Here is a 25,945-nt window from a genome sequence, read left to right as displayed (position 1 = left end):
GGAGCGACTTCAGTCGCGATGCTCTTGCTTTGGGGTTTCGGAGCAAAAGCATCGCGGCTGAAGCCGCTCCCACAGAAAATCACACGCCATCGCCCGTGGTGAAATCGGTCTCGTACATCCAGTACGGGCAGCGCTGCATGCCCAGTTGCGCGTAGGTGGCCTGGGCGCGTTCGTTTTTGGTTTCCACGTACAGGCGCAGGCCCACCGCCCCGGCCTCGCGAGCGCGCTGGGCCACATCCGCGTGCAGCGCACGGAACACGCCGTTGCGGCGCGCGGCGGGGATCACGTAGACGCTCTGGATCCACCAGAAATCGCCGTTGCGCCAGTCGCTCCACTCATAGGTCAGCAACAGGCCGCCCACGGCCATGCCGTCGCGTTCGGCAACCAGGTAGAAGCCGCGCCGCGGCTGCTCCAGCACGCCGGCGACGCCGCGTTCCAGCACGGCCGGGTCCAGCCGCTTGTGCTCGGTCCCCCACGCCATCGCGCTGTTCCAGGCCACCAGGTCGGGAATGTCGGCGACAGTGGCCAGGCGAATCGACAGCGACATGAGCGGCTCCGGTGGTTGGGGAGCGGGCCATGCTAGCGCATCGTCTTCACACCTCGCCGCGTACGCTCGCGGCAGAGTCAGCCGCCGAGGCGGTCTGCTCCTCACGCAACGGGTCGGGTGATCGCTTCCAGCGGACGCCGGTGCCCGCGCGTGGCCAGCGCCCAAGGAAACCGGAATTGAACATCGCCAGCCTTCTCGATCTGTTGAAGTTGCGCCGCCTGCGCGCGTTCCGCCGTCGCCGCGTGGCGGCGCATGCGCGCTCGGAGCAGGAGCCGGCGCTGCGCTCGGAGCTGTTCAGCGCCGAGCAGATGGAGCGCCACGGCGCCGTGCTGGCCGCGCAGCACAAGATCAGCGAGCGCTCCAACGCCGACCTGCTGCTGGCGCGCCTGGCCGACAACGAGGCGGTGCTGCTGCACACCTGCGAACGGCTCACCGCCGCCACCCGCCAGCGCAGCCGGGTGACGCCGGCCGGCGAGTGGCTGCTGGACAACCTGTACCTGATCGAGGAGCAGATCCGCCTCGCCCGGCGCCACCTGCCCAAGGGCTACAGCCGCGAGCTGCCGCGCCTCAGCCAGGGCGCGTCGGCCACCCTGCCGCGCGTGTACGACATCGCGCTGGAAATCATCTCGCACGGCGACGGCCGGGTGGATATCGCCAGCCTCAGCCGCTTCGTGCGGGCCTACCAGACGATCACGCCGCTGAAGCTGGGCGAGCTGTGGGCGATCCCGATCATGCTGCGGCTGGCGCTGATCGAGAACCTGCGCCGCGTGGCGGCCCGCGTGATGGCCGACTGGCGCCATCGCAGCGAGGCCGTGCGCTGGGCCGACGCGCTGGCCGCCACCGCCGAACGCGATCCCAAGAGCGTGGTGCTGGTGGTGGCCGACATGGCGCGCTCGGACCCGGCCATGGCCAGTTCGTTCGTGGCCGAAATGACCCGCCGGCTGCAGGGCCAAAGCCCCGCGCTGGCGCTGCCACTGAGCTGGATCGAACAGCGGCTGTCCGAATCCGGCCAAAGCATCGAGCACCTGGTGCACCTGGAGGCGCAGCAGCAGGCCGCGCACCAGGTGTCGATCAGCAACAGCATCGGCAGCCTGCGCGCGCTGTCGGCGATCGACTGGCGCGATTTCGTCGAGCACACCAGCCTGGTCGAGCAACGCCTGCGCAAGGACCCGGCCGGCATCTACCCGGCGATGGATTTCGCCACCCGCGACCGCTACCGCCACGTGGTCGAGTCGATGGCGCGCAACCACCACCTGACCGAACAGCAGGTGGCGGACGCGGCGCTGGAGCTGTGCGGCCGCGCCGAGCCGCCCGCGCTGCAGCAGCACGTGGGCTTCTACCTGATCGACGAAGGCCGCCAGACGCTGGAGCAACGCCTGGGCGTGCGGCCACTGCCGGGCGACGCCTTGCGCCGCCGCTTCGACCGCACGCCGCTGCCGGTGCACCTGGGCCTGCTGGCGCTGCTGACGTTCCTGTTCGCGCGCCCGCTGGTGCTCACCGCGGTGCACGACGGCCTGCCGCTGTGGGGCATCGTGGCCATCGCCATCCCGGCCGTCATCGTGGCCAGCCAGCTGGGCATGAGCCTGCTCAACTGGCTGGCCACGCTGATGGTGGAGCCGCAACGCCTGCCGCGGATGGATTACTCCGCCGGCATCCCGGCCAGCGCGCGCACGCTGGTGGCGGTGCCCAGCCTGTTCGCCAGCGCGCAGGATATCGAGGATCTGGTGGAGGCGCTGGAGGTGCGTTTCCTGGGCAATCGCGATGCCAACCTGCACTTTGCCCTGCTCACCGATTTCACCGACGCGGCCAGCGAAACCCTGCCCGGCGACGCCGCCCTGCTGGCGCTGGCGCAACGGCGCATCGAGGCGCTCAACGAGCGCTATGCCACCGCCACCAGCGACCGCTTTTTCCTGTTCCACCGCCCGCGCCGCTGGAACGAGGCCGAACAATGCTGGATGGGCCACGAGCGCAAGCGCGGCAAGCTGGCGGACCTGAACGCCCTGCTGCGCGGCAACGGCCACGACCGCTTCCAGCTGATCGTGGGCGACATCGACACGCTGGGCACGGTGCACTACGTGCTCACGCTGGACACCGACACCCAGCTGCCGCGCGACTCCGCGCAGGAGATGGTGGGCACGCTGGACCATCCGCTGAACCGCGCCGTGTATGACCCGGTGCAGCGGCGCGTGGTGGCCGGCTACTCGATCCTGCAGCCGCGCGTGGGCATCAGCCTGCCCAGCACCGCGCGCTCGCGCTACGCGCAGCTCTACGGCAGCGATGCGGGCATCGACCCGTACACGCGGATGGTGTCGGACGTCTACCAGGACGTGTTCCACGAAGGCTCGTTCATCGGCAAGGGCATCTACAACGTCGATGCGTTCGAGCTGACGCTGGACGGCCGCTTCCCGGAAAACCGCATCCTCAGCCACGACCTGGTGGAAGGCTGCCACGCGCGTTCGGGCCTGCTCAGCGACGTGCAGGTGTACGAGGAGTACCCCACCCGCTACAGCGCCGACGTGAAGCGCCGCCACCGCTGGATTCGTGGCGACTGGCAACTGCTGCCGTGGCTGCTGCCGTGGGCGCCGACCGCGCACGACGGCTGGCGCCGCAACGCGCTGACCGCGCTGTCGCGCTGGAAGATCCTGGACAACCTGCGCCGCAGCCTGGTGCCGCCGTCGCTGGTGGTGCTGCTGGTGGTGGGCTGGCTGATGCTGACGCCGCCGCTGTCGTGGATGCTGGCGGTGCTGGCGATGGTGGTGTTGCCGCCGATGCTGTCCGCGCTGCTGGACCTGGTGCAGAAGCCGGCCGAAGTGCAGCTGGACCAGCACCTGCGCGCGGCCTTCCGCTCGGCCTGGCAACACCTGGCGCGCATGCTGCTGGGCCTGGCCTGGTTGCCGCATGAAGCGCTGTACAGCCTCGACGCGATCGTGCGCACGCTGTGGCGCATGGGTGTCAGCGGCCGTTACCTGCTGCAGTGGCAGACCTCCAGCGATGCCGAGCGCACCAGCAGCAACGCACCGGCTGCGCTGTGGCGGCTGATGTGGATCGGGCCGGCACTGGCGCTGGCGCTGACCGTGGTGCTGGCACTGCATCGCCCGATCGTGCTGCTGCTGGCCGAGCCGCTGCTGCTGTTGTGGCTGTGCTCGCCGGGGCTGGCCTGGTGGATCAGCCAGCCGCGGCGCGCCAGCGCGTTCACGCCCAGCGCCGGCCAGCAACGTTTCCTGCGCGCGCTGGCGCGGCGCACCTGGGCTTATTTCGACACCCATGTCGGCCCGGACGATCACTGGCTGCCGCCGGACAACATGCAGGAAGACCCGGCGCCGGTGGTCGCCCACCGCACCTCGCCCACCAATATCGGCATGGCGCTGCTGGCCAACCTGGCCGCCTACGATTTCGGTTTCCTGGGCATGGGCCGGCTGCTCGAGCGCACCGGCCACACGCTGGCCACGATGCGTGCGCTGAAGCGCCACCGCGGACATTTCTACAACTGGTACGACACCCGGACCCTGCAGCCGCTGCAGCCGCTGTACGTCTCCACCGTGGACAGCGGCAACCTCGCTGGCCACCTGCTGACGTTGCAGCCGGGCCTGCTGGCGCTGGTCGACGAGCCGCTGTTCCACCCGCGCCTGCTGCACGGCCTGCGCGATACCGTGGCGGTGCTGCGCGATGTGCTGGACCGCGCGCGGCCCACCGCGTTGCAGCCGCTGCGACGCGCGCTGGATGCGGCACTGGCGGCGCCGCCGTCCACGCTTGGCGAGGCCAGCGCGCTGTTGCAACAGCTGTGCGACCACGCCATGGCGCTCGCCACGGAGCTGCCACAGGAGCCCGGTGGCGAGGTTGCGTACTGGAGCGCGGCGCTGATGCAGCAATGCCAGGAACTGTACGACGAGGTGCAGGCGTTCCAGCTCGATCCCCCGGCCGACGAGAAGATCAACTTCAGCGGCATCCCCACCCTGGCCCAGCTCGGCCGCATCGAACCGCTGTGCTGGCCCTGCGAGGCCGGCGCCGAGGCGATCCGTGAACGCGCGCGCGAGCGCATCGCCCTGCTGGAGCAGCTGGCCGACCAGGCCGGCGAGATGGCCGTGGTCGATTACCACTTCCTGTACGACGCCGGCCGCGACCTGTTGGCGATCGGCTACAACGTGGACGAACGCCGCCGCGACGAAGGCTATTACGACCTGCTGGCCTCCGAGGCGCGGCTGGCCAGTTTCGTGGCCATCGCCCAGGGCCAGCTGCCGCAGGAAAACTGGTTCGCGCTGGGCCGGCTGCTGACCACCAGCGCGGGCGAACCGGTGCTGTTGTCGTGGACCGGCTCGATGTTCGAGTACCTGATGCCGATGCTGGTGATGCCCAGTTACGAGAACACCCTGCTGGACCAGACCTGCCGCGCGGCCGTGGGCCGGCAGATCGAGTACGGCAACCAGCTGAACATCCCGTGGGGCGTTTCCGAATCCGGTTACAACACCCGCGATGCGCAGTTCAACTATCAATACCGCGCCTTCGGCGTGCCCGGCCTGGGCCTGAAGCGCGGGCTGGGCGAGGACGTGGTAATCGCACCCTACGCCACCGCGCTGGCGATGATGGTGCGGCCCGCCGCGGCCACCGCCAACCTGCAACGGCTGGCGACGGAAGCCGGCGCGCTGGGGCGTTTCGGCCTGTACGAGGCGATCGACTACACGCCGGCGCGGCTGCCGGTGGGGCAAGGTTCGGCGCTGGTGCAGTCGTTCATGGCGCACCACCAGGGCATGAGCCTGCTGGCGCTGGCGCACGCGCTGCTGGACCGGCCGATGCAGCGGCGGTTCGAGTCGCACCCGCCGTTCCAGGCCACCAGCCTGCTGCTGCAGGAGCGCATCCCGCGCACCGCCGCCGAGTACCTGCACGCGTCGGGCTTCCCCGAGCTGGACGGCACGCCGCGCGTGGCCGAGCCGCGGCTGCGCATCTTTGCCGACCCCGATCGCCCGCGCCCGGCCGTGCAGCTGCTTTCCAACGGCCGCTACCACGTGATGGTGAGCAGCGCCGGCGGCGGCTACAGCCGGCGCGGCGAGCTGGCGGTGACGCGCTGGCGCGAGGACATCACCCGCGACCACTGGGGCATGTTCTGCTACCTGCGCGACGTGGCCAGCAACGAGTACTGGTCCACCGCGTACCAGCCCACGCGCAAGAAGACCGAGCTGTTCGAGGCGATCTTCTCCGACGCGCGCGCCGAGTTCCGCGTGCGCGAGAAGGATTTCCACGCGCATACCGAGATCGTGGTCTCGCCCGAGGACGACATCGAACTGCGCCGCACCCGCATCACCAACCGCGGCCGCAGCCGACGCACCATCGAGCTGACCAGCTACGCCGAAGTGGTGCTGGCACCGCCGGTCAGCGACGCGGCCCACCCGGCGTTCAGCAACCTGTTCGTGCAGACCGAGCTGCTGCCCGAACTGCAGGCCATCGTATGCACTCGCCGGCCGCGATCGGAAGGCGAGGCGGTACCGTGGATGTGCCACCTGCTGGCCGTGCACAACGCCGACATCGACGAGATCTCCTACGAGACCGACCGCGCCCGCTTCATCGGCCGCGGCCGCAGCACGGCGCAACCGCGTGCGCTGGACGCGGCGCAGACGAAGCTTTCCAACAGCGCCGGCTCGGTGCTCGACCCGATCGTTGCCATTCGCTGCCGCATCACGCTGGAGCCGGAGCAGTCAGCCACCATCGACCTGGTCACCGGCATGGCCGACAGCCGCGACGGTTGCGTGCAACTGATCGGCAAGTACCGCGACCGCCACCTGGCCGACCGCGTGTTCGACCTGGCCTGGACCCACAGCCAGGTGCTGCTGCGCCAGCTCAACGCCAGCCTGGCCGACGCGCAGCTGTACGAGCACATGGCCACCGCGATCATCTACCCGAACATGCAGCTGCGCGCCGAACCGGCCGTGCTGCGCGCCAACCGGCGCGGCCAGTCGGGCCTGTGGGGGCAATCGATCTCCGGCGACCTGCCGATCGTGCTGCTGCAGGTTTCCGACCCGGCGCGGATCGAGCTGGTGCGGCAGCTGGTGCAGGCGCACGCGTACTGGCGCCTGAAAGGGCTGGCGGTGGATCTGGTGATCTGGAACGAGGACCGCGCCGGCTACCGGCAGGAGCTGCAGGACCAGATCATGGGCCTGATCGCCTCGGGCAGCGAAGCGAGCCTGCTCGACCGCCCCGGCGGCATCTTCGTGCGGCCGTCGCAGCAGCTGTCCAGCGAGGACCGCATGGTGGTGCAGGCCAGCGCCCGCATCATCCTGGGCGACACCCGCGGCAGCCTGGCCGAGCAGATCAGCCGCCGCCACGTGGAGACCCACGCGCCGCGCTTCGAGCCCGAGCGCAGCTATCGCGGTTCGGCCGTCGAGACGTCGGCCGTCGAGCCCGAACCGCGCGCGCTGCAACTGCCCAGCCCGCACGGCGGCTTCAGCGCGGACGGCCGCGAGTACGTGATCGTGCTGCGCCCCGGCCAGGCCACGCCGGCGCCGTGGTCCAACGTGCTGGCCAATCCGTATTTCGGCAGCGTGGTGTCCGAAAGCGGCGGTGCCTATACCTGGGGCGAGAACGCGCACGAGTTCCGGCTCACGCCGTGGCACAACGACCCGGTGGGCGACGGCAGCGGCGAGGCCATCTACCTGCGCGACGAGGAAACCGGGCACTACTGGTCGCCCACTGCGCTGCCGCGCCGCGGCGAGGGCGAATACGTCACCCGCCACGGCTTCGGCTACAGCGTGTTCGAGCATGTCGAGGACGGCATCCGCGGCGAACTGTGGATGTACGTGGCGCTGGATGCCTCGGTGAAGTTCTCGGTGCTGAAGCTGCGCAACGACTCCGACCGCCCGCGCCGGCTCAGCGTGGTCGGCTACGTGGAGTGGCTGCTGGGCGACCTGCGCGAGAAAACCGCGATGCACGTGGTTACCGAGGCCGACCCCGCCACCGGCGCGCTGTTCGCCCGCAACGCGTACAACGGCGAGTTCCCCGACCGCGTGGCGTTCTTCGACGTGGACGACCTCGACCGCCGCGTGGCCGGCGACCGCACCGAGTTCCTGGGCCGCAACGGCAGCATGCACGCGCCGGCGGCGCTGGAGCGCGTGCATCTTTCCGGCCGCCTCGGCGCGGGCATGGACCCGTGCGGCGCGCTGCAGGTGACGGTGACGCTGGAACCGGGCGAGCAGCGCGAGATCGTGTTCCGCCTGGGCCTGGGCCGCGACAGCGCCGACGCCCGCACCCTGGTGCAACGCTTCCGCGGCACCGGCGCCGCCGCCGACGCGCTGGATCGCGTACGCGAGCACTGGCAGCGCACGCTGGGCGCGGTGCAGATCAGCACGCCGGACCCGACGCTGGACATGCTGGCCAACGGCTGGCTGATGTACCAGACCATCGCCTGCCGCTTCTGGGCGCGCAGCGGCTACTACCAGTCCGGCGGCGCGTTCGGCTTCCGCGACCAGCTGCAGGACTCGATGGCGATGCTGCACGCCGCGCCGGAACTCTCGCGGGCGCAGCTGCTGCGGTGCGCCGCCCACCAGTTTCCCGAGGGCGACGTGCAGCACTGGTGGCATCCGCCGCTCGATCGCGGCGTGCGCACCACCTGCTCGGACGACTACCTGTGGCTGCCGCTGGCCATCAGCCGCTACGTGCTGGCCACGGCCGACAGCGCCGTGCTGGACGAGCGCGTGGGCTACATCGAGGGCCGCGCGCTGCATCCGGGCGAGGAGTCCTACTACGACCTGCCGCAACCCTCGGGCCTCACCGAAACGCTGTACCAGCACGGCGTGCGCGCGATCGAACACGGCCTGCGCCGCGGCGTGCACGGCCTGCCGCTGATGGGCGGCGGCGACTGGAACGACGGCATGAACCGCGTCGGCGAGAAAGGCCGCGGCGAAAGCGTGTGGCTGGGTTTCTTCAGCTGCGAAGTGATGAACCGCTACGCCGACGTTGCGCGCCTGCGCGGCGATGATGCCTTTGCCGATCGCTGCCACGACGAGGTGCGCAAGCTCACCGCCGCGCTGGAACAACACGGCTGGGACGGCGAGTGGTTCCGGCGCGCCTACTTCGACGACGGCACTCCGCTGGGTTCCAGCGCCAACATGGAATGCCGCATCGACGCCATCGCGCAGAGCTGGTCGGTGTTGTCCGGCGTGGCGACACCGGAACGCCAGCAACAGGCCATGGCCTCGCTGGACCAGCACCTGGTGCGCCGCGACGCCGGCCTGATCCAGCTGCTCGATCCGCCGTTCGACAAATCCCCGCACGACCCCGGCTACATCAAGGGCTACGTGCCCGGCGTGCGCGAAAACGGCGGCCAGTACACCCACGCCGCCATCTGGAGCACGATGGCCTTCGCCGAACGCGGCGACCACGAGCGCGCGTGGGAGCTGCTGCGCATGATCAACCCGCTCAACCACACCGGCGACGCCCGCATGGACGTCTACAAGGTCGAGCCCTACGTGGTCTGCGCCGACGTCTACGCCGTCGATCCGCACGTCGGCCGCGGCGGCTGGACCTGGTACACAGGGTCCGCCGGCTGGATGTATCGCCTGATGGTGGAGTCGTTGCTGGGCCTGAAACTGGAAGCCGGCCAACTGCGCTTCGCCCCCGTGCTGCCGCCAGCCTGGGAAGGCTTCACGATGACCTACCGCCACGGCGACACCACCTACCGCATCGACCTGCGCGTGGTTCCACCCGACAGCCCCGCCACCGTCCACCTTGACGGCACCCCGCAACCCGACGCCCGCATCCCGCTGAACGACGATGGCGCGGACCACCACGTCCAGATCAACCACCCGCGCCCCCACTGACTCACCGCCGGAAAAAGCCCCTCTCCCCGCGGGGAGAGGGGTTGGGGAGAGGGCCCGCCCAACGCGAACACCGCATCCCAACCGCGCCTGCCCAGCCGAAAAGCCCCTCTCCCCTCGGGGAGAAGGGTTGGGGAGAGGGCCCGACCAGCGCGAACACCCCATGCCATCCACGTCCCCACATCACACGACCCGCTCAACGATCCAGCGGACTCACCACCCCTTGCCCACCACGATTGAGCACGTGCGTGTAGATCTGCGTGGTCGCCACGTCCTTGTGGCCCAGCAGTTCCTGGATCGTGCGAATATCCTGCCCCGCCTCCAGCAGGTGGGTAGCAAACGAATGCCGCAACGTATGGCAGGCGGCCGGTTTCACGATGCCGGCCTTGAGCCGCGCGTTGCGCACCGCACGCTGCAACCCGGCCTCGTCCACATGATGCCGTCGCCGTTCGCCATCGCGCGGATCGTGCGACAGCCGATCCGACGGAAACACGTACTGCCATCCCGGCTCGCGCGGCGCCGACGGGTACTTGCGCGCCAGCGCATGCGGCAACCACACCGCGCCCAGCCCCGCCGCAAGATCCTGCTGATGAACCAGGCGCACCCGCTCCAACTGTGCCTGCAACGCCTCACGCAGGCGGCGCGGCAACGGCACGTGCCGATCCTTGCCGCCCTTGCCGTCGCGCACACAGATCTGGTTGAGCCCGAAATCCACATCCTTCACGCGCAGTCGCACGCACTCCATCAGCCGCATGCCCGAGCCGTACAGCAGCGAAGCCATCAAGCCGTAGCGGCCGTCCATCATCGCCAGCAGCCGGGCGACTTCGTCGCGCGAGAGCACCACCGGAACCCGCTGCGGCCGCTTCGCCCGCACCACCGTCTCCATCCACGGCAACTCCACGCCCAACACTTCCTTGTACAGAAACAGCAGCGCCGACAGCGCCTGGTTCTGCGTGCCGGCCGCCACCTTGCCCTCCACCGCCAACGCACTCAGAAAGCCCTCGACCTCCGCCACCCCCATGTCGCGCGGATGCCGCTTGCCGGTGGCCAGGATGAAGCGCCGAATCCAGCCCACATACGCCCTCTCCGTCCGCAAGCTGTAATGCTTCAAACGCAACCGCGCCCGCACCTGATCCAGCAGCCGCGGTGCCTTCGCATCCGTTACACCCTCACTTCCGACGTGATAACTCATACGCCCTCAAAAGTGGCCGATAACGCCGACAGCATGCGACTCCCAAGGGCAATGGGCATCCATGCAAAACCATGATCCAGCGTAGGAATCGCCTGCTTGTGCGGTCAGCAGACCCGCCGCATACTCGTCGCAACACCCCGCTTTTGGGGTCTACTTAGCGTTAGGCCCTCGATGAGCATTCCACTGGAAGCCACCGGATCAATTGCCAACAGCGATAAGCCTTCTCACAAGGTCAAGGTCTCTGACGACTCCGCCAACACTGGTGGCTTCCTAATCTACGAATGGTGGGACGGTTCAGATGGCCCGAACGGTAACTTCGCCTTCGACCACTGGGTACCAGACGAGGCCGCACTTCAAAGTTACTTCCAAGAGGCAGGTTGGCGGGTCCTCTGGCCGGCCTAACAACTCGTCCAAGGCGGACGGCTTCGCCGCCGCTTAACTCAAGCGTTAGGGGCCAAAGCCACATGCGGCAGCTCGTCATAAGTGCGGCCTGTATGTTCCTCGCGGGTTGTGCATCGCTCTTCGGCCCAGCCGACGGTCAGTTTTACGCTGTCGGCTCAACGCCAACCGACTCCAGCTGCACATTGTCTGTTGCAGTGGTTGGCTCCAAAGACGCTTCCCGTGAGCGCATAGTCTCAGGCAACTTCCGAGAGAGTTTCATTGTTGGCCCATCGCGGCAAGGACACATTATTTCGCTAAGCTGCAATGGTTCGGTCGTATCATCTCGTACCTTCAAATACGGCCGCGACGTTCATATCGGTGGCGAGCTTGCGGTTGGCGGCAGCGCCCCCTAACAATTCGTTCAAGGCGGACGGCTTCGCCGCCGCTTAACTCCAGCGTTAGGGGCCAAAGCCACATGCGGCAGCTCGTCATAAGTGCGGCCTGTATGTTCCTCGCGGGTTGTGCATCGCTCTTCGGCCCAGCCGACGGTCAGTTTTACGCTGTCGGCTCAACGCCAACCGACTCCAGCTGCACATTGTCTGTTGCAGTGGTTGGCTCCAAAGACGCTTCCCGTGAGCGCATAGTCTCAGGCAACTTCCGAGAGAGTTTCATTGTTGGCCCATCGCGGCAAGGACACATTATTTCGCTAAGCTGCAATGGTTCGGTCGTATCATCTCGTACCTTCAAATACGGCCGCGACGTTCATATCGGTGGCGAGCTTGCGGTTGGCGGCAGCGCCCCCTAACAATTCGTTCAAGGCGGACGGCTTCGCCGCCGCTTAACTCCAGCGTTAGACATAGGGATGCCGTCTGGTGAGTCTTGAAATCATATTTGGCATTGGCGCGGCCTTGGTGGTCGTGGTCGGCCTAGTCGGCAAGCTCATTCCAAAGCGTATGCCGCCGTCAAAGTCTTTCAAGTGTGGTCGCTGCGGTGTGCAGGCACTTCATACCCATCGCACTGCAGAGGCGTGGCGTAATGGCAAGACTAAATTTTTCTGTCAGTCTTGCCACCACAAGTGGCTCCAGTCGCGTCCGCCGCAAGAGCGCGAGTCGTATGGTGCACGCGGCTCGTCACGGCGGGGTTCTGGGTGTCTTGGCGTCGTGGTGCTATTTGCGTTGCTTCCAATAGGCACGTGGGCTGTCTGGGCTTATGTCTAACAGTTCGTCCAAGCGGACGCGCGAAAAGCCGCGCGCCGCTTAACTCCAGCGTTAGATTTTCGAAGGGGGCGTAGTGCGAGCACCAAAGGAACCCAATTTGGCGTCGCCGCACACGCAGGAGTGGTGGGCTTGTCCCGGCGTCGTCTATTTCCTCGGCGTCGGCGACCCGGTGGCAGCGGTCAAGATTGGCATGCTCGCCATCACAGCAAAGTTCACGTTGCAGTCCGCGGTCCGTCGTCGCCTTTCACAAATCCAAACATCCAATCACGAGCCCGTGCAAGTTCTAGGCCTCAAGCCGTTCCAGTCGGGTGCGTTCCCAACGCGGGAGGCCGAGGCGCTGGAGCGCGAGTTGCACATTGAGTTTTCACACTTGGCTCGGTTCAAACCTGGCACCAAAGGTTCCGAGTGGTTCCACAGTTCAACGCAGCTGCTGCAACGCATTTCAGAGCTGTCGGTGCCACCGGAGCAATTGGGTGTTCCGCGGTGCATTGCGGTAGTCGCCAATGCGCCAAAAATCTAACTATTCGGTCAACCGGACGCAGACCCGCTACGCGGGCTGCGCCGGTTACCTCAAGCGTTAGGGGCTAGGCCATGTGGGCAAACTTCAGCGGCATGCCAAAGCTTCTAAAGTTTCTAACTGCGCATGCGGCATGTTGCTTCGTATTCTTAGTCATATCGGTTATCCCGATCGACTCATACGCTATACAAGGTCGGCACGTCACTTACGCTGTGTGGTGGAGCAGCGGCGCGGGCGTACTCGCTTCCTTGCTAGGCATCGTTGGCCCATTCGCCGCGTGGGCGCTGGCGTCAAAACGGCCATATGCTCGCGCTGTGTATTTGGGTTTCCTGGCACTCGCATTCGTAGCACCATGTCCGTTCTTCGGCATGCTAGCGTATGTTCTTCCGGGCTTGCTGGTCGTTGGCGTTGGTGCGTTCTACATGTACAAGTGGCAGAGCGTGCAGGTCTACTTCGCCCCTAACCAGTCGTCCAAGCGGACGCGCGTACCGCGCGCCGCTTAACTCCAGCGTTAGAGCCCAATGAAACAGACCGCTGCGGCAAATTTGGCTTTGCTTCTTGTCTTAGCCGGCTGGTTGCTGGCTTACTACGGCGTCATGTCGCAACTTGGCGACCCGTCACCATCAGTTCCGCACGCACAAATCGAAGCTGCTCGGCGCCAGTCGCTGGCAGTATTGTTTATCGGCGTGGCGAGTCTCCTCACTGCGCTCTGGTTGTCCGGCTACAGTTTTTCCGGCGCAAAGGTCCGTGCCATTACCTGCGTAGCGTTAGTTTTACTGCCTTCGGTTGCTGTTGTCTGGAGCTCGCTGTAGGTGGCAGTGCGCTCTAACTACTCGTTCAAGGCGGACGGCTTCGCCGCCGCTTAACTCTAGCGTTAGGCCTGCTGGGTTGCTCTTTCGCAAGGCCTTTTTCGACCGGCTCTCGACCAGCGTGCAGACCTCGATGCCTTGCGGTAGGGTACGTAAGGCTCCGGCGTCGCCGGTACGCGCAGGTTCGCTGGTCAATGCACCGGTCTCGAACGGCGTCCGGAGCGAAGCTCATGGGTTCTTGCCATGGCGGTGCCGTTCTCGACTGGTCTTTATCGACCTGATCCCGCTCGTCATCCTTGCGCCACCATCGAGTAGGCCACGAGTTGGGTTGTCACCCTCGTGCGCTTCACGCAAAGTCGTGGGGCGCGTTCCGGCGACCAGGCCCGGACGACTTTTCCAATTCTTGACCCGAACGTCCGCAAGACATGCATCTATCGTTTTCCGTGCTTCCCGGAAATTTCATGGTGGTGAAAGTGGAACCGGGGGCGTCGCTGCCGCAGGCGGTGATCGAGTCCCCCGATTTCATGTCAATTACCCGTACCGACGAGGAGCTTTCGATGGTCTGTTCGGAAGCTGCCGCAGCCGGCTTGGCCGGGGCGGATGGGCCGTGGCGCGCGATCAAGATAAAAGGCCCGTTTGCCTTCGACCAGACGGGCGTACTGGCCGCGTTTCTCGACCCTCTGGCCCAAGCCGCCATCGGCATTTTTGCCGCCAGCACGTTCGACACGGATTACGTGCTGGTCAAGTCGGAGAACCTGGATCGCGCCGTAGAGGCGCTTCAATCGGCAGGCCATCGCTTGCTGGCCTGACCATCCGCTCGGGCCGAAGCCTTGCGGCACGGCTTGAGTTGCACCATCGGCCACCCTTGGAGGGATCATGCCATCGGGAAGTTGTCATTGCGGTGCCGTCCAGTTCACCGTGGCCGGCGAGATCGACCAGGCCATCGAATGCAATTGCTCACACTGCAGCCGGAAAGGCTTTTTGCTGTGGTTCGTTCCACGAGCGTCGCTCACCGTGACGGCGGGCAACGGTCAGCTCGCCACCTATACGTTCAACCGGCACGTGATCGAGCATCGGTTCTGCTCCGTTTGCGGCTGCCAGCCGTTCGGCCTGGGGCGCATGCCTGACGGCACGGAAACCGCCGCGATCAACCTGCGTTGCCTGGAGGGGGTGGATCTCGAAGCGGTGGCCCGCGTACCGGTCAACGGCCGCGAGTTCTAGCCGGCGGGGTTGCACGCTCACCCCGTATTCGGCCCCGCCGATACTTATGGAGTCGCCATGAAGGTCAAACGGATCATCGCCAACCTGTCGGCACCCGAACCTGCCACAGTGGACGATTTCTACCGAGGCTTGCTGGGGCTCGACCTCGCCATGGATCATGGCTGGATTCGCACGTATGCAGGCGCCGCCCGGATGGCGGTGCAGGTCAGCATCGCAAGCCAGGGCGGCTCCGACACGCCGGTGCCCGATCTATCCATCGAGGTGGACGATCTCGACGAGGCATGGCGTCGGGTCAATGCAGGCGGGATTGCGGTGGAGTACGGCCCGGCGACCGAGCCGTGGGGCGTGCGCCGGTTTTATGTCAGGGACCCGCTCGGCCGGCTCGTCAACATTCTTCAGCATGAATGATCCCCTGACCGGTGACGAACCGAGGCAACATCACCGGCAGGCGGGACGCAGGGCAATTCCACGATGAGCTTGGCATTTCATATCGCGTTCAATGGCCAGTGCGAAGAGGCGTTTCGCTTCTACGCAGAACACCTCGGCGGCCGTATCGGCACCCTGCTTCGGGTCAAGGACGCGCCCGCCCTGGCGTCCGCGCCTTCGGAGGGCGAGAAGATCATCCATGCCAATATCCACATCGACGGCGTCGAGATCGCCGGTGCGGACGTAAGCCCCGACCGCTACGAAACCCCACAGGGCTTCCACGTGCTGCTTGGCGTTGATGCGCCGGAAAAGGTGGAAACCGCTTTCTACGCGCTGCAAGCGGGCGGTCGCGTGGTGCTTTCGCCGCAGAGAACGTTTTGGTCGCCGTGTTACGCCATCGTGGTCGACCGCTTTGGCGTGCCGTGGAAGATCAACCATGGCGCCTGAACAGCCGGGAGTGCGCATGCATCAGCCCGAAGACGCACGCGCCGCATTTCAGGGTGCCTGGAATGCTCACGACATGGCGGGTGATGAAGGGGCCACCGCTTGAACTCCAGAGTTGCATGCCAATGAGTGTTGTCGTCGTCCCGATCGCCGAATCCCATGCAGAAAGTTTTCGCGCCTGCCTGGACGCCGTGGCTCGCGAGAAGAAGTACCTTGCACAGTTCGAGGCACTGCCGCTGGATCGCATTCGGGGTTTCGTGCGCGAGAGCGTGGCCGCGGGGGCGGCGCAGTTCGTGGCGGTCGAAGATTCGCGCGTGGTTGGCTGGTGCGACATATTTCCCGCCTGGGCCGACGCCATCCGGCATTGTGGTCACGTGGGCATGGGCCTTTTGCCTGCCCACCGCGGCCGTGGGCTGGGCCGGCAGCTGCTGTCCGCGTGTCTCGACAAGGCAAGGTCCAACGGCATCACGCGCGTGGAGCTGGAGGTTCGCGCGGACAACGAACGCGCGATCAAGCTCTATGAACGCATGGGTTTCTCGCGCGAGGCGCTGAAGCGCCACGGCATGCGTTTCGGCGGCGAGTACCACGACTCGGTACAGATGAGCCTCATCCTCGAGGACGAGGCGTAGCGGCGCCGAGCGAACATCGGTTTACCGGTCGCGCCGACTTTTTCCGGGGTTGTTGCGCTCGTGTCCGGTCCACTTCAACATCGCGTCCAACGCGGGCGGCGTCACGACCGCTGGAAACCGGCCCTGCCGGATGGGAATACACGATGGTCGTACACGCCAACCTCCTCGCCCTGGCGTCCTCCCTCACCGAGGCCTGGCATTCCCGGGTGGTCGGCCAGGCGGCGGGCGCCAACCTCAAGGTCGTGCGGATGGACGGCCGGGGCTACGCCGAGGAATCGCATGCGTTTGACGAAGCCTTGCTGGTGCTGAAGGGGCAGATGAACCTGCAGATCGGCACCGCGGTGACGCGCGTGGGCGCCGGCGAGGTGTACATCGTTTCCGCCGGCGTGCCGCACGCCGTGGCAGAAGGCAGCCACGGCACGCTCGTCATCATCGATGGCGGCGCCTGATCGTTCGCCCGGCTGATGCGCATGTCGCACGCTCGGGTACGACGAAACACCGATCCGGATCTCACGCCCGGCGCTCGCGCCGCAGCTGCCGCGGCGTCGCTGTTTTTCTCCGTGCCCCTGATGGGCCTGCTGTGGCTGCTCATCAATGGCCAGATCGCTCCGCTCTCGGACAGCGCGTTTTTGCCGCCCTGGGCGCTGGGCGCCGCCATCGCCGGTTTCGCCATCCTGTCTTTCGCGTTTCCCCGCCTTGCCCCGAACGTCTTTGGCTGGCTCTGCGACATGCTGATGCGCCTGGCGCGGTGGCTGTGGTAACGCGGCGCGGGAACGAGGGCGTTTGTGCCGGTGGAGGCCACATCACCGCCGTTGCGGTTGCTACCCTGTGGGGCCTTGGCGCCGCGCGGGTGTGTCGCGGGGTGCTTGCTTGACGATTCAACCTGGCGGCAGGCTGCCGCACCGCCATTCCAGCACGGAAACGAGATGAGGGATTTCGCATGACCATCGAGCTGTTCGTGGCCGATTCGGACGAGGAGATCCTGTCGTGTTTCCCGGCCTTCAGCGCGCTGCGGCCGCATCTTGGCGAACAGGCGTTTCTGTCCCAGGTACGTCGCCAGCAGACGCAGTCCTACCGGATCGTGGCGTTGAGGCACGAGGGCGTGGTCCGGAGCGCCGCCGGCTTCCGATTCGCCGAATTCCTGGCCTGGGGCAAGGTTCTCTACGTGGACGACCTGACGACCCTGCCCGGGGCGACGTCGAGGGGGTTTGCCGGCACGCTCATGGACTGGCTGGTGGCCCACGCCAGGGCCAACGGTTGCCAGGGCCTGCACCTGGACACGGGCTATGCCCGGCATGCGGCGCACCGGCTTTATCTTCGCAAGGGCCTGCAGTTCAATTGCCATCACCTGGCGCTTGACCTGGGCCAGCTCCCACCCGCCATCGAGCCGGTGCCACATCGTGGCAGGGCTTGATCCGATATCGCCCCCAAGCACTCGTTCCCATGGAAGAACTTCGGATCACCACCGATGCTGCCGAGCTGGATCTGCGGCTCATCCACCGCTTTCTCTCGGAGCAGACCTACTGGGCCAAGGCCATTCCGTTCGCGGTGGTCGAGCGGGCCGTGGCGAACTCGCTCTGTTTTGGCGGCTTGCTCGGCGGGCGGCAGGTTGCCTTCGCGCGCGTCATTTCCGACTACGCCACGTTTGCCAACCTGGTGGATGTTTTCGTGCTGCCGGAACACCGCGGCAAGGGCTACAGCAAGGCGCTCGTCGGCGCGGTCCTGGCGCACCCGCAGCTGCAGGGGCTGCGCCGGTTCACGCTCGCCACCGGCGATGCGCACGGGCTGTATGCGCGGTTCGGGTTTACCGCACCGGCGCATCCGCAGACACTGATGGAGCGCCATGTCCCGGATATCTATGCCGCCGCGCTGCAGCGCGCGCCCGGTTTTGCTGCGCCCTCCTGCGGGCGGGAAGCTGATTGACCAGAACTTCCCCTGCGGCATCGATGCCGTGTCGTTTTCCAGGCGGACGGCCCGGCCGCCGCTTCCTTCCAGTGGGATCACGTCATGGATCATCGCGTTTCAGGCATCGACACCGCGGAACACTACACCTGGGGCGGCGTCTGCGATGGCTGGCACCTGCTCAAGGAGCCGACGCTCAGCGTGATCCGGGAGCGCGTGCCGCCGGGTGCGGGCGAGGCGGCGCATTTCCATGTGCGCGCGCGGCAGTTCTTCTACGTGCTGTCCGGCACGGCGACGATGGAGTTCGAGCACGAGGCGGTGACGTTCGCCGCCGGCCAGGGGCTGCATGTCCCGCCGGGCACGCGCCACCGCTTCGTCAACCGTTCGGACGCCGAGGTGGTGTTTCTCGTCATATCGTCGCCAACGACGGCCGGGGATCGTACCAACGTGGCGGCACAGGGCTGATCATGTCTTTCTGCGTGGCCGCTTTCGGGCCAGGCTTCATCAAGCGAGGCGGCAATGATTCTGGAAATAGCGCAATTGCAGGTGGTGGCAGGCAGGACGACGGAGTTCGAGGCGGCTTTTCGCACGGCACAGGCGATCATCAGTGCCGCGCCCGGCCATGTTTCGCACGAGTTGAACCGGTGCGTGGAAGACCCCGACGCCTACGTGCTTCTGGTCCGCTGGAAGTCGTTGCACGACCACGAGGAAGGCTTCCGCAAATCCGCCCCGTACCTGGAGTGGAAGCGTCTGCTGCACCACTTCTACGGGTCGGCCCCGATCGTGTTGCACTATGAGGCCGTTCACGCGGCAGGCAAGTGAGGAGAAGGCCATGCGACTGATCGGCATGCTCGATTCGCCTTATGTAAGGCGCGTCGCCATTTCGCTGGAATGCCTGGGTCTCCCGTTCGGGCACGAGGCGATCTCGGTGTTCAGCACCTACGAGGAGTTTCGGGCCATCAACCCGGTGGTGAAGGCGCCCTCGCTGGTGTGCGACGACGGCGAGGTGCTGATGGATTCCTCGCTCATCCTGCAGTTCGTGGAGGCGACCCGGACCGGCGGCGATTCGCTCTGGAGCCTGGGCGACGCCACGCGCATGCAACACCAGATGCGCGCCGTCAGCCTGGCGTTGGCAGCCTGCGAGAAGAGCGTGCAGATCGTCTACGAGCGCAAGCTGCGACCGTCGTCCGCCCAGTACGAGCCGTGGGTGGAGCGCGTGCAGGGCCAGCTGCTGGAAGCCTACGCCGGCCTGGAGCGCGAAGTGCAGACGCACCACGCCGTTTTCGCGCAACCGCGCAATCAGGCCAGCATCACCACCGCCGTCGTGTGGCAGTTCACCCAATCCATGCTGGCGTCCATCGTGCCGGCTGAAAAGCATCCCGGCCTGGCGGAACTCTCCGCCCGCATGGAGCGCACGCCCGAATTCCTGAAATACCCGCCGGTGGACGCGCGCGGCTGACGCGGGAAAATCAGCGGGCTTTCAACAGGAGAACGACATGTGTGGTGGAAGGCGGAGTGGCTTTCTCTTCTTGCTGGCCGGTGGCATGTTTCTTCTGGCGGCGTACCTCGGCCAGGAGGCGCCCTTCTATGGGCTGGCCGCCGCCTTCATCGCGCTGGGTGCTTCCCGCGTGAGGCGGGCCCGGCATCGTTAGGCGCACGGGCGCCGGCACGGAGACACGATGAATCAAAGCCCCGACTTGCTGCGGCGGTTGCTGCGCGCGAAGGACCGGATGGACGGCGCTCCGCATGAGGCGTGGCCGATCCATCGGCTGGCGCAGGTGAGCGCGGTTTCCGAGGCGCACTTTGCGCGCCAGTTCGCCACGGCTTTCGGCGTGCCGCCGCATCGCTACCTGCTGACGCGCCGCATCGAGCGCGCCATCGCCCTGCTCCGCGACACGGAGCTGCCCGTTACGGAGATCGCCTACCAGACCGGCTGGAACAGCCTGGGCACGTTCGGACGCATCTTTCGCGACATCACCGGCGAAAGCCCCGGCGAGCTGCGCGCCCGCCTGCAGCCGGCGCCGCACGCGCGCAAGCAGGCGCCCGAATGCCTCGTGCGTGCCGCGCACCGGCCCGACCTCAAGACCGCAGTTTCGGAGAAGCGGCGACGGGAGGCGGACGGCAAGATGGAAACCCAACCAACAACGGAGGCGTTATGAACCAGGGCGTGAATGTGGCGGGCGTGTACGTGCGTGATCAGGACGAGGCGCTGGCCTTCTATGTCGACAAGCTGGGTTTTCGCGTGCACACCGACGCCCGCAACGGCGATTACCGCTGGCTCACGGTGCAGCATCCGGAGCAGCCCTCGTTCCAGCTCGGCCTGTTCCGGCCCGGCCCGCCGATGCACGACGCGGCCACCGCGAAAACGCTGTGCGAGGTGCTGGCCAAGGGCGCCATGCCGCCGCTGGTGCTGGTGGTGGACGACTGCCGCGCGGCGTACGAGCGCCTGAGCGCGCTGGGGGTGGAGTTCATGCAGGAGCCGGTGGATCGCTACGGCACTGTGGACGCCGGTTTCCGGGACCCGTCCGGCAATGGCTGGAAGATGATCGAAAGCGCCGCCCGCTCGCCGGCGCAGGGGGCGCAGTGATGCGCGGCCATTGGACACGGTGGAGCCACCGCTGGCTGTCGCTCGTTTTCACGGCCACCGTGATCGCCAATTTCCTCGCGCGTGCGCTGATCGCGGGCGAGCCGCCTGCCTGGCTGACCTACGCGCCGCTGCCCCCGCTTTTCCTGCAACTGTTCACCGGCCTGTACCTGTTTGCGCTGCCGTATACCCGCAAGGGTCGCCGCGCCGCGCAGGCGTGACGCTGGCCGGCCATGCACGAAGCGCTGCTGACGAAGGCCCGCTTGGCCCTGGCGCAGATCGAACCGCTGGCGGCGCAGGGCTGGCCGCCGGCGCAGAGCATCGCGCGGCAGTTGCGCTGGTGCGTGGCGTTTGCGTCCGGCCAGCCCTGCGCGGATCGCCCCGGCCCGTTTTCCATGGGCCTGATCGCCACGCGGGAACTGGACATGTACGGCGAGATGCCCGAACTGGCGGATCTCATCAACCAGATCCAGCAGGACGTCGAGACCGCGTTGACGTAGTCTGCGGGGGCGAGCGGTTTGTCGCCGCTTCGTGCCGGCCTTCGTCGCGAGCCGGACATTTCATCCTGGCGCGAAAGCGCCACCGCGTGAGGACGCCGCATGACCACTCCCAGCCAAACCGATATCGCCGTGGAATTCCTGACCCTGTGCGCGTCCGGCAAGGTGCGCGAGGCCTACGATCGCCATGTCGCCGGAAACTTCCGCCACCACAATGCCTATTTTCCCGGGGATCGGGATTCGTTGCTGACCGCCATGGAGCAAAGCGCGCAATCGGAGCCGAACAAGTCGTTCACCGTACGGCAGACGATAGCGTCGGCCGATCGCGTCGCGGCGTTGTCGCATCTGCGCCGCGCGCATGCCGACCAGGAGTACGCGGTGGTCCACATCCTCCGCTTCGAAGATGGCAAGATTGCCGAGATGTGGGACGTGGCCCAGGAAATACCGCGCGACTCCCCGAATCAGCTCGGCATGTTCTAGTCCCGGTGGCCGGGCATGGCATTGCGCAGGAACCCACCCATGAAGATCACCGTCGAAGCCCTCGCCCATGCACCCATCGCCAAGGTGTGGGCGGCCTACACCACACCGCAGGACATCAGGCAGTGGAACGCCGCATCGGATGACTGGCACACCACCCGGGCCAACGTGGACCTGCGCGTGGGCGGCGCGTTTTCCTCGCGCATGGAAGCCAAAGACGGTAGCGCCGGCTTCGACTTTGCCGGCACCTATACCCGGGTCGAGCCGCACGCGCTGATCGAATACGCGTTCGGCGACCGGATGGGCCTGGTCGAGTTCGTGGCGGTTCCGCGGGGGATCCTGGTACGCGTCACCTTCGACGCGGAGACGGAGCACCCGGTGGAAATGCAGCGCCAGGGCTGGCAGGCCATCCTGGACAACTTCGTGCGGCATGTCGAAAGCCACCGGTAACGCGGCGCGCCCACCCGGATCACCAGCTCGCGGGACGATCAATGACTGCAGCAACCGAGAAATCCACCTTCAAGGCACCGCTGCTTGCCGCCGCCAGTGCGGGCAAGGACGCGCCATGGGCGTTCCTGGTGCTGCCCAGGAGCGCCAGCGAGCGGCTTCCGCGGCGCGGCCGCACGACGGTGCAGGGCACGCTCAATGGCCACGCCTTCCAGGCCATGCTGGAGCCCGATGGCCAGCTGAGCCACTGGCTTAAGGTGAGCGAGGCGCTGCGCGAGGCGGCTGCCGTAGAGGTGGGCGACACGGTGGCGGTGACGATCACTCCGGTGGCGCAGGAGCCCGAGCCCGAGCTGCCGCCGGATCTGCGCCACGCGCTGGCCGCGTGCCCGGACGCGCGCGCGGTCTGGGACACCACCACCACGCTGGCGCGGGTGGACTGGATCCACTGGATCGAATCGGCCAAGCAGGCCAAAACGCGGCAGAAGCGGGTGGATGAGGCCTGCGACAAGCTGCGCTCCGGGCAGCGGCGGGTCTGCTGTTTCGATCCGTCCGGCTTCTACAGCAAGGGCCTGTGCGCGCCCGCCGCGGTGGAGCCGCACGCATGAACCCGGTCGCCGCACCACGCCTGCGGCGGCTGTGCGGCCTGGCGCTTTTCGCGGCGTTCGGCGCCGTCGCCGCGTCGGCACCGCCGCTGCCGATCGCGTCCGGCCAGTACACGTTCCGGCACCGGTTTGCGGAGCAGCCGGACCTGCCCAGTATTTCCCTCGCCGCCACGATCCGCGGCCACCACATCGTCCTGGTCAACCGCGGCGAGAGCCGCGTGTTTCCGCACGGCGTGGTGGCCAAAGGCACGTTGGTGTGGAATGTGGCGATCAGGCAGTGGGTGATCGGCACGGAGCCCTCGGACAGCACCACGCCCGAGGCCGGTGGCTGCAGCGAGGGGCCGGAAGTGGTCGACCTGGTGAAGCGCATCTACTGGACGTGTTGAACATCGTCGAGAAACACACATGAGAACGATCCTGCTTGCCACACCGTTCCTGCTGGCGATGGCGCTGGTCGTCTACGTGCAAGGTGGCGACGCCATCGGCTTTGCGGCATGGAATGCGCTGCCCATGCTGGCGGGCCTGGGCCTGCTGCTGGTCGGGCATCGCGGCCGCCGCACGATGCCCTGGGGACGCGTGGCGTTCGCCGCGGTCGCCACGCTGTTCATGGTCTGGTTCCATCTCTCGTGGCTGTTCGACTGGGGCGGCGCGATGAGCGGCTCCTCCACCTCGGCGCTGGCTTTCATCTTCATGCCGCTGTGGGCGTTCATCCTAGGTGCCGTTGCCGGCGCGCTGGCGTGGACCATCCAGAGGCTTGCCCGCCTTCGTGCCATGCCATAACCATACCGCCCCCTCCCCTGCGTGCAGGGGAGGGCTGGGGAGGGGTCGCTCTCCGTCACGCCAAGCGAAAAGCTCAACCCCCTCCCAGCCTCCCCCTGCGGGCAGGGGGAGGAGCAAAGGCACGATTCCCGATTCCCCATTCCCGCCCTATGCATCGACTTAACCGCGCCTCGCGCAGGCTGGTTGGTGGAGTTGCCGCCGAGGGAGTGCAACCATCGGCGGATGGCGCTGCCGCGCCCGTGCAGCCGGCCGGCTGCATTCCCACCCGCATGGAGTGATGTCCCGCTATGCCGATTTCCCGCTCGGATGCCCTCGTGTTCTTTGGCGCCACTGGCGACCTGGCCTACAAGAAGATCTTTCCCGCGCTGCAGGCGATGATCCAGCGCGACGGGCTGGACCTGCCGATCATCTGCATCGCGCATTCGGGCTGGACGCTGGAGCAGTTGCGCCAGCGCGCGCACGACAGCCTGGCGCACGCGGCCAAGGCGCAAGGCGCCACGGTGGACGAGGCCGCGTTCGCGAAGCTGGCGGCGAACCTGCGCTATGTCGATGGCGACTACAACGACCCGGCCACCTTCACCGCGTTGAAACAGGCGCTGGGCAACGCGCAACGACCGCTGCATTACCTGGCGATACCGCCCAGCCTGTTCGGCGTGGTGGCGCGCAGCCTGAAGCGGGCCGGTTGCGCCGACCAGGCGCGCATCGTGGTGGAGAAGCCGTTCGGCCGCGACCTGGCCTCCGCGCGCAAGCTCAACGCCACGCTGCACGAGGTGTTCCCGGAGCCGTCGATCTTCCGCATCGACCATTACCTGGGCAAGGAGCCGGTGCAGAACCTGTTGTATTTCCGCTTCGCCAACACCGTGTTCGAGCCGGTGTGGAACCACCATTACGTGGACAGCGTGCAGATCACCATGGCCGAGCAGTTTGGCGTGGACGGGCGCGGCTCGTTCTACGAGGGCGTGGGGGCGATCCGTGACGTGCTACAGAACCACCTGCTGCAGGTGACGTCCTTGCTGGCGATGGATGCGCCGGTGGGCAACGACCCGGCCTCGCTCAACGCCGAGAAACTGCGCCTGTTTCGCGCGATGCGTCCGCTGGAACCGGCCGATGTGGTGCGCGGCCAGTTCGCCGGCTACCGCGACGTCGAGGGCGTGGCGCCCGATTCGGACGTGGAAACCTTCGTGGCGCTGCGCCTGTACATCGACACCTGGCGCTGGGCCGGCGTGCCGTTCTATATCCGCGCGGGCAAGAACCTGCCGATCACCACCACCGAGGTGATGGTGGACATGAAGACGCCGCCGATGTCGATCTTCGACGACATCCAGGCCGCACAGTCCAACTATTTCCGCTTCCGGCTCAGCCCGGAGGTGGTGATCGCCGAAGGCGCGCGGGTGAAGCGGCCGGGCGAGGCGATGCGCGGCAACCCGGTGGAACTGGTGGCACGGCACGACACGACGCCGGAGAAGTCGCCGTACGAGCGGCTGCTGGGCGACGCCATCCGCGGCGACAACTCCCTGTTCACCAGCGACGAGTGCGTGGAGGCGGCCTGGGCGGTGGTCGATCGCGTACTGAACCACCAGAACCCCGTCCAACCCTACGCGCCGGGCAGTTGGGGGCCGGCCGGCGCGGCCCATGTAGTCACCAGCCCCGAAGGCTGGCACGACCCCCAAGCGGAGACCAGCGAACCATGTTGACCGATACCCGCAACGCCACCCCGGCCGTCGTCTTCCTGTGCGACGTAGACAACACGCTGCTGGACAACGACCGTTTTCGCGACGAGCTCGGCGACGAACTGCAGCACCGGTTCGGCACTGCCGCGCGCGAACGCTACTGGCACATCTACGACCAGCGCCGCGAGACACTGGGCTACGCCGACTACCTGGGCACGCTGGAATGCTTCCGCGCCGGGCTGGACAACGACCCGCAACTGCTGGGCATGTCCGGCTGGCTGCTGGACTACCCGTTCGCCCAGCGGTTGTACCCGCAGGCGCTGGAAACCGTGGCGCACCTGCAGTCGCTGGGCCCCACCGCGATCCTCTCCGACGGCGACATCGTGTTCCAGCCGCGCAAGATCCACCGCGCCGGCTTATGGGAGGCGCTGGGCGGCGAGGTGCTGGTCTATGTGCACAAGGAGCGCATGCTGGTAGGGGTACAGCAGCGCTATCCGGCGGCGCACTACGTGATGGTGGACGACAAGCCGCACCTGCTGGCGCGGATGAAACAGCACATGGGCGAGCGGCTGACCACCGTGTTCGTGCGCCAGGGCCATTACGCCGAAAATCCCGGCGGCGAGGCCATCGACCCGGTTCCCGACATGACCATCGCGTGCATCGGCGACCTGCGCCGGCGTAAGCTTGGCGATTTCCTGCCTGCCGGGACGGTCATCAACCTGCCATCCGCCAGCTTGCCATCCGGTTGAGCCGTCCATACGTCCATAATAAGCACCCCACCCCGATCAATCCGCAACAAGGC

At 66.8% G+C, this 25,945-nt stretch carries 29 protein-coding genes; 27 read left to right on the top strand and 2 right to left on the bottom strand.

Annotated features, from left to right (window positions below; translation table 11 throughout):
* Positions 1-79: 79 nt before the first annotated feature.
* Positions 80-547, bottom strand: a complete 468-nt coding sequence (locus ABD017_RS06500) for a GNAT family N-acetyltransferase (protein WP_343881373.1) — start codon at positions 545-547, stop codon at positions 80-82.
* Between the two features lie 176 nt (positions 548-723).
* Between ABD017_RS06500 and ABD017_RS06495 the strand changes: the two genes are divergently transcribed.
* On the top strand, positions 724-9,351 hold the full coding sequence (locus ABD017_RS06495; RefSeq protein ID WP_343881371.1) for a glycoside hydrolase family 94 protein: 8,628 nt from the start codon (positions 724-726) through the stop codon (positions 9,349-9,351).
* Positions 9,352-9,544: 193 nt separating this feature from the next.
* Here the strand turns inward: ABD017_RS06495 and ABD017_RS06490 are convergent, their stop codons facing one another.
* Complete coding sequence (locus tag ABD017_RS06490) at positions 9,545-10,540, bottom strand: integron integrase (protein ID WP_343881369.1); 996 nt, start codon at positions 10,538-10,540, stop codon at positions 9,545-9,547.
* A gap of 171 nt (positions 10,541-10,711) precedes the next feature.
* Here ABD017_RS06490 and ABD017_RS06485 point away from each other — a divergent pair, with 171 nt between their 5' ends.
* The 26 genes from ABD017_RS06485 to ABD017_RS06360 all read left to right on the top strand — a co-directional run bounded on the left by ABD017_RS06485 (position 10,712) and on the right by ABD017_RS06360 (position 25,892).
* Positions 10,712-10,942: a hypothetical protein gene (locus ABD017_RS06485; protein WP_343881367.1), complete on the top strand. Its 231-nt coding sequence runs from the start codon at positions 10,712-10,714 to the stop codon at positions 10,940-10,942.
* A gap of 1,293 nt (positions 10,943-12,235) precedes the next feature.
* Positions 12,236-12,658: a GIY-YIG nuclease family protein gene (locus ABD017_RS06480; protein WP_343881365.1), complete on the top strand. Its 423-nt coding sequence runs from the start codon at positions 12,236-12,238 to the stop codon at positions 12,656-12,658.
* 518 nt (positions 12,659-13,176) lie between these two features.
* A complete protein-coding gene (locus tag ABD017_RS06475) occupies positions 13,177-13,467 on the top strand; it encodes a hypothetical protein (protein WP_343881364.1) in 291 nt (96 codons plus the stop codon).
* A 458-nt stretch (positions 13,468-13,925) separates the two neighbouring features.
* Positions 13,926-14,273 carry an ACT domain-containing protein gene (locus tag ABD017_RS06470; protein WP_343881362.1) on the top strand — a complete coding sequence of 116 codons (348 nt, stop codon included), beginning with the start codon at positions 13,926-13,928 and terminating at the stop codon, positions 14,271-14,273.
* A gap of 67 nt (positions 14,274-14,340) precedes the next feature.
* Positions 14,341-14,685: a GFA family protein gene (locus ABD017_RS06465; protein ID WP_483430739.1), complete on the top strand. Its 345-nt coding sequence runs from the start codon at positions 14,341-14,343 to the stop codon at positions 14,683-14,685.
* Positions 14,686-14,742: 57 nt separating this feature from the next.
* Positions 14,743-15,093, top strand: a complete 351-nt coding sequence (locus ABD017_RS06460) for a VOC family protein (RefSeq protein ID WP_343881358.1) — start codon at positions 14,743-14,745, stop codon at positions 15,091-15,093.
* Positions 15,094-15,156: 63 nt separating this feature from the next.
* Entirely contained in the window at positions 15,157-15,558 is a 402-nt protein-coding gene (locus tag ABD017_RS06455; protein ID WP_343881356.1) for a VOC family protein, read from the top strand.
* 122 nt (positions 15,559-15,680) lie between these two features.
* Positions 15,681-16,184, top strand: coding sequence for a GNAT family N-acetyltransferase (locus ABD017_RS06450; protein WP_343881354.1), 504 nt, complete (start codon positions 15,681-15,683; stop codon positions 16,182-16,184).
* Positions 16,185-16,327: 143 nt separating this feature from the next.
* On the top strand, positions 16,328-16,633 hold the full coding sequence (locus tag ABD017_RS06445) for a cupin domain-containing protein (protein ID WP_343881352.1): 306 nt from the start codon (positions 16,328-16,330) through the stop codon (positions 16,631-16,633).
* Between the two features lie 15 nt (positions 16,634-16,648).
* Positions 16,649-16,945, top strand: a complete 297-nt coding sequence (locus ABD017_RS06440; RefSeq protein WP_343881350.1) for a hypothetical protein — start codon at positions 16,649-16,651, stop codon at positions 16,943-16,945.
* A 179-nt stretch (positions 16,946-17,124) separates the two neighbouring features.
* Positions 17,125-17,598, top strand: coding sequence for a GNAT family N-acetyltransferase (locus tag ABD017_RS06435; RefSeq protein ID WP_343881348.1), 474 nt, complete (start codon positions 17,125-17,127; stop codon positions 17,596-17,598).
* Positions 17,599-17,627: 29 nt separating this feature from the next.
* Entirely contained in the window at positions 17,628-18,107 is a 480-nt protein-coding gene (locus ABD017_RS06430; protein ID WP_343881346.1) for a GNAT family N-acetyltransferase, read from the top strand.
* Between the two features lie 84 nt (positions 18,108-18,191).
* Positions 18,192-18,551: a cupin domain-containing protein gene (locus ABD017_RS06425; RefSeq protein WP_343881344.1), complete on the top strand. Its 360-nt coding sequence runs from the start codon at positions 18,192-18,194 to the stop codon at positions 18,549-18,551.
* A gap of 54 nt (positions 18,552-18,605) precedes the next feature.
* Positions 18,606-18,908, top strand: a complete 303-nt coding sequence (locus ABD017_RS06420) for an antibiotic biosynthesis monooxygenase family protein (protein ID WP_343881342.1) — start codon at positions 18,606-18,608, stop codon at positions 18,906-18,908.
* Positions 18,909-18,918: 10 nt separating this feature from the next.
* A complete protein-coding gene (locus tag ABD017_RS06415) occupies positions 18,919-19,545 on the top strand; it encodes a glutathione S-transferase (RefSeq protein ID WP_343881340.1) in 627 nt (208 codons plus the stop codon).
* A gap of 220 nt (positions 19,546-19,765) precedes the next feature.
* A complete protein-coding gene (locus tag ABD017_RS06410; RefSeq protein WP_343881338.1) occupies positions 19,766-20,245 on the top strand; it encodes a helix-turn-helix transcriptional regulator in 480 nt (159 codons plus the stop codon).
* On the top strand, positions 20,242-20,673 hold the full coding sequence (locus tag ABD017_RS06405; RefSeq protein ID WP_343881336.1) for a VOC family protein: 432 nt from the start codon (positions 20,242-20,244) through the stop codon (positions 20,671-20,673). The genes ABD017_RS06410 and ABD017_RS06405 overlap by 4 nt, the downstream gene beginning before the upstream one ends.
* On the top strand, positions 20,670-20,891 hold the full coding sequence (locus tag ABD017_RS06400; RefSeq protein WP_343881334.1) for a hypothetical protein: 222 nt from the start codon (positions 20,670-20,672) through the stop codon (positions 20,889-20,891). The genes ABD017_RS06405 and ABD017_RS06400 overlap by 4 nt, the downstream gene beginning before the upstream one ends.
* A gap of 12 nt (positions 20,892-20,903) precedes the next feature.
* Positions 20,904-21,170 carry a hypothetical protein gene (locus ABD017_RS06395; RefSeq protein ID WP_343881332.1) on the top strand — a complete coding sequence of 89 codons (267 nt, stop codon included), beginning with the start codon at positions 20,904-20,906 and terminating at the stop codon, positions 21,168-21,170.
* 99 nt (positions 21,171-21,269) lie between these two features.
* Complete coding sequence (locus tag ABD017_RS06390) at positions 21,270-21,647, top strand: nuclear transport factor 2 family protein (protein ID WP_343881330.1); 378 nt, start codon at positions 21,270-21,272, stop codon at positions 21,645-21,647.
* Positions 21,648-21,686: 39 nt separating this feature from the next.
* A complete protein-coding gene (locus ABD017_RS06385; RefSeq protein ID WP_343881328.1) occupies positions 21,687-22,094 on the top strand; it encodes an SRPBCC family protein in 408 nt (135 codons plus the stop codon).
* A gap of 41 nt (positions 22,095-22,135) precedes the next feature.
* Positions 22,136-22,696 (top strand): YdeI/OmpD-associated family protein, encoded by a 561-nt coding sequence (locus tag ABD017_RS06380; RefSeq protein ID WP_343881326.1) that lies wholly within the window; start codon positions 22,136-22,138, stop codon positions 22,694-22,696.
* Positions 22,693-23,079: a hypothetical protein gene (locus tag ABD017_RS06375; protein WP_343881324.1), complete on the top strand. Its 387-nt coding sequence runs from the start codon at positions 22,693-22,695 to the stop codon at positions 23,077-23,079. Before ABD017_RS06380 ends, ABD017_RS06375 begins: the two co-directional genes overlap by 4 nt.
* Positions 23,080-23,098: 19 nt before the next feature.
* Positions 23,099-23,473 carry a hypothetical protein gene (locus ABD017_RS06370; RefSeq protein ID WP_343881322.1) on the top strand — a complete coding sequence of 125 codons (375 nt, stop codon included), beginning with the start codon at positions 23,099-23,101 and terminating at the stop codon, positions 23,471-23,473.
* Between the two features lie 287 nt (positions 23,474-23,760).
* The gene (gene zwf / locus ABD017_RS06365; RefSeq protein ID WP_343881320.1) at positions 23,761-25,167 is read left to right on the top strand and encodes a glucose-6-phosphate dehydrogenase; all 1,407 of its coding nucleotides are present in this window, start codon (positions 23,761-23,763) and stop codon (positions 25,165-25,167) included.
* Complete coding sequence (locus ABD017_RS06360; RefSeq protein WP_343881318.1) at positions 25,161-25,892, top strand: HAD family hydrolase; 732 nt, start codon at positions 25,161-25,163, stop codon at positions 25,890-25,892. The genes zwf and ABD017_RS06360 overlap by 7 nt, the downstream gene beginning before the upstream one ends.
* The last annotated feature ends 53 nt before the right edge of the window (positions 25,893-25,945 follow it).

Source organism: Rhodanobacter caeni, assembly GCF_039523575.1.
GTDB classification, from domain to species: domain Bacteria; phylum Pseudomonadota; class Gammaproteobacteria; order Xanthomonadales; family Rhodanobacteraceae; genus Rhodanobacter; species Rhodanobacter caeni.
The sequence above is the reverse complement of the archived record's forward strand: the minus strand, read 5'-3'. Positions and strand labels throughout refer to the sequence as shown.

Excerpts from the sequence above, each read along its gene's own strand:
- ABD017_RS06500 (WP_343881373.1), bottom strand. The coding sequence starts at position 547 with ATGTCGCTGTCGATTCGCCTGGCCACTGTCGCCGACATTCCCGACCTG.
- ABD017_RS06490 (WP_343881369.1), bottom strand. The coding sequence starts at position 10,540 with ATGAGTTATCACGTCGGAAGTGAGGGTGTAACGGATGCGAAGGCACCG.
- ABD017_RS06485 (WP_343881367.1), top strand. The coding sequence starts at position 10,712 with ATGAGCATTCCACTGGAAGCCACCGGATCAATTGCCAACAGCGATAAG.
- ABD017_RS06475 (WP_343881364.1), top strand. The coding sequence starts at position 13,177 with ATGAAACAGACCGCTGCGGCAAATTTGGCTTTGCTTCTTGTCTTAGCC.
- ABD017_RS06470 (WP_343881362.1), top strand. The coding sequence starts at position 13,926 with ATGGTGGTGAAAGTGGAACCGGGGGCGTCGCTGCCGCAGGCGGTGATC.
- ABD017_RS06465 (WP_483430739.1), top strand. The coding sequence starts at position 14,341 with ATGCCATCGGGAAGTTGTCATTGCGGTGCCGTCCAGTTCACCGTGGCC.
- ABD017_RS06460 (WP_343881358.1), top strand. The coding sequence starts at position 14,743 with ATGAAGGTCAAACGGATCATCGCCAACCTGTCGGCACCCGAACCTGCC.
- ABD017_RS06455 (WP_343881356.1), top strand. The coding sequence starts at position 15,157 with ATGAGCTTGGCATTTCATATCGCGTTCAATGGCCAGTGCGAAGAGGCG.
- ABD017_RS06450 (WP_343881354.1), top strand. The coding sequence starts at position 15,681 with ATGAGTGTTGTCGTCGTCCCGATCGCCGAATCCCATGCAGAAAGTTTT.
- ABD017_RS06445 (WP_343881352.1), top strand. The coding sequence starts at position 16,328 with ATGGTCGTACACGCCAACCTCCTCGCCCTGGCGTCCTCCCTCACCGAG.
- ABD017_RS06440 (WP_343881350.1), top strand. The coding sequence starts at position 16,649 with ATGCGCATGTCGCACGCTCGGGTACGACGAAACACCGATCCGGATCTC.
- ABD017_RS06435 (WP_343881348.1), top strand. The coding sequence starts at position 17,125 with ATGACCATCGAGCTGTTCGTGGCCGATTCGGACGAGGAGATCCTGTCG.
- ABD017_RS06430 (WP_343881346.1), top strand. The coding sequence starts at position 17,628 with ATGGAAGAACTTCGGATCACCACCGATGCTGCCGAGCTGGATCTGCGG.
- ABD017_RS06425 (WP_343881344.1), top strand. The coding sequence starts at position 18,192 with ATGGATCATCGCGTTTCAGGCATCGACACCGCGGAACACTACACCTGG.
- ABD017_RS06420 (WP_343881342.1), top strand. The coding sequence starts at position 18,606 with ATGATTCTGGAAATAGCGCAATTGCAGGTGGTGGCAGGCAGGACGACG.
- ABD017_RS06415 (WP_343881340.1), top strand. The coding sequence starts at position 18,919 with ATGCGACTGATCGGCATGCTCGATTCGCCTTATGTAAGGCGCGTCGCC.
- ABD017_RS06410 (WP_343881338.1), top strand. The coding sequence starts at position 19,766 with ATGAATCAAAGCCCCGACTTGCTGCGGCGGTTGCTGCGCGCGAAGGAC.
- ABD017_RS06405 (WP_343881336.1), top strand. The coding sequence starts at position 20,242 with ATGAACCAGGGCGTGAATGTGGCGGGCGTGTACGTGCGTGATCAGGAC.
- ABD017_RS06395 (WP_343881332.1), top strand. The coding sequence starts at position 20,904 with ATGCACGAAGCGCTGCTGACGAAGGCCCGCTTGGCCCTGGCGCAGATC.
- ABD017_RS06390 (WP_343881330.1), top strand. The coding sequence starts at position 21,270 with ATGACCACTCCCAGCCAAACCGATATCGCCGTGGAATTCCTGACCCTG.
- ABD017_RS06385 (WP_343881328.1), top strand. The coding sequence starts at position 21,687 with ATGAAGATCACCGTCGAAGCCCTCGCCCATGCACCCATCGCCAAGGTG.
- ABD017_RS06380 (WP_343881326.1), top strand. The coding sequence starts at position 22,136 with ATGACTGCAGCAACCGAGAAATCCACCTTCAAGGCACCGCTGCTTGCC.
- ABD017_RS06375 (WP_343881324.1), top strand. The coding sequence starts at position 22,693 with ATGAACCCGGTCGCCGCACCACGCCTGCGGCGGCTGTGCGGCCTGGCG.
- ABD017_RS06370 (WP_343881322.1), top strand. The coding sequence starts at position 23,099 with ATGAGAACGATCCTGCTTGCCACACCGTTCCTGCTGGCGATGGCGCTG.
- zwf (WP_343881320.1), top strand. The coding sequence starts at position 23,761 with ATGCCGATTTCCCGCTCGGATGCCCTCGTGTTCTTTGGCGCCACTGGC.
- ABD017_RS06360 (WP_343881318.1), top strand. The coding sequence starts at position 25,161 with ATGTTGACCGATACCCGCAACGCCACCCCGGCCGTCGTCTTCCTGTGC.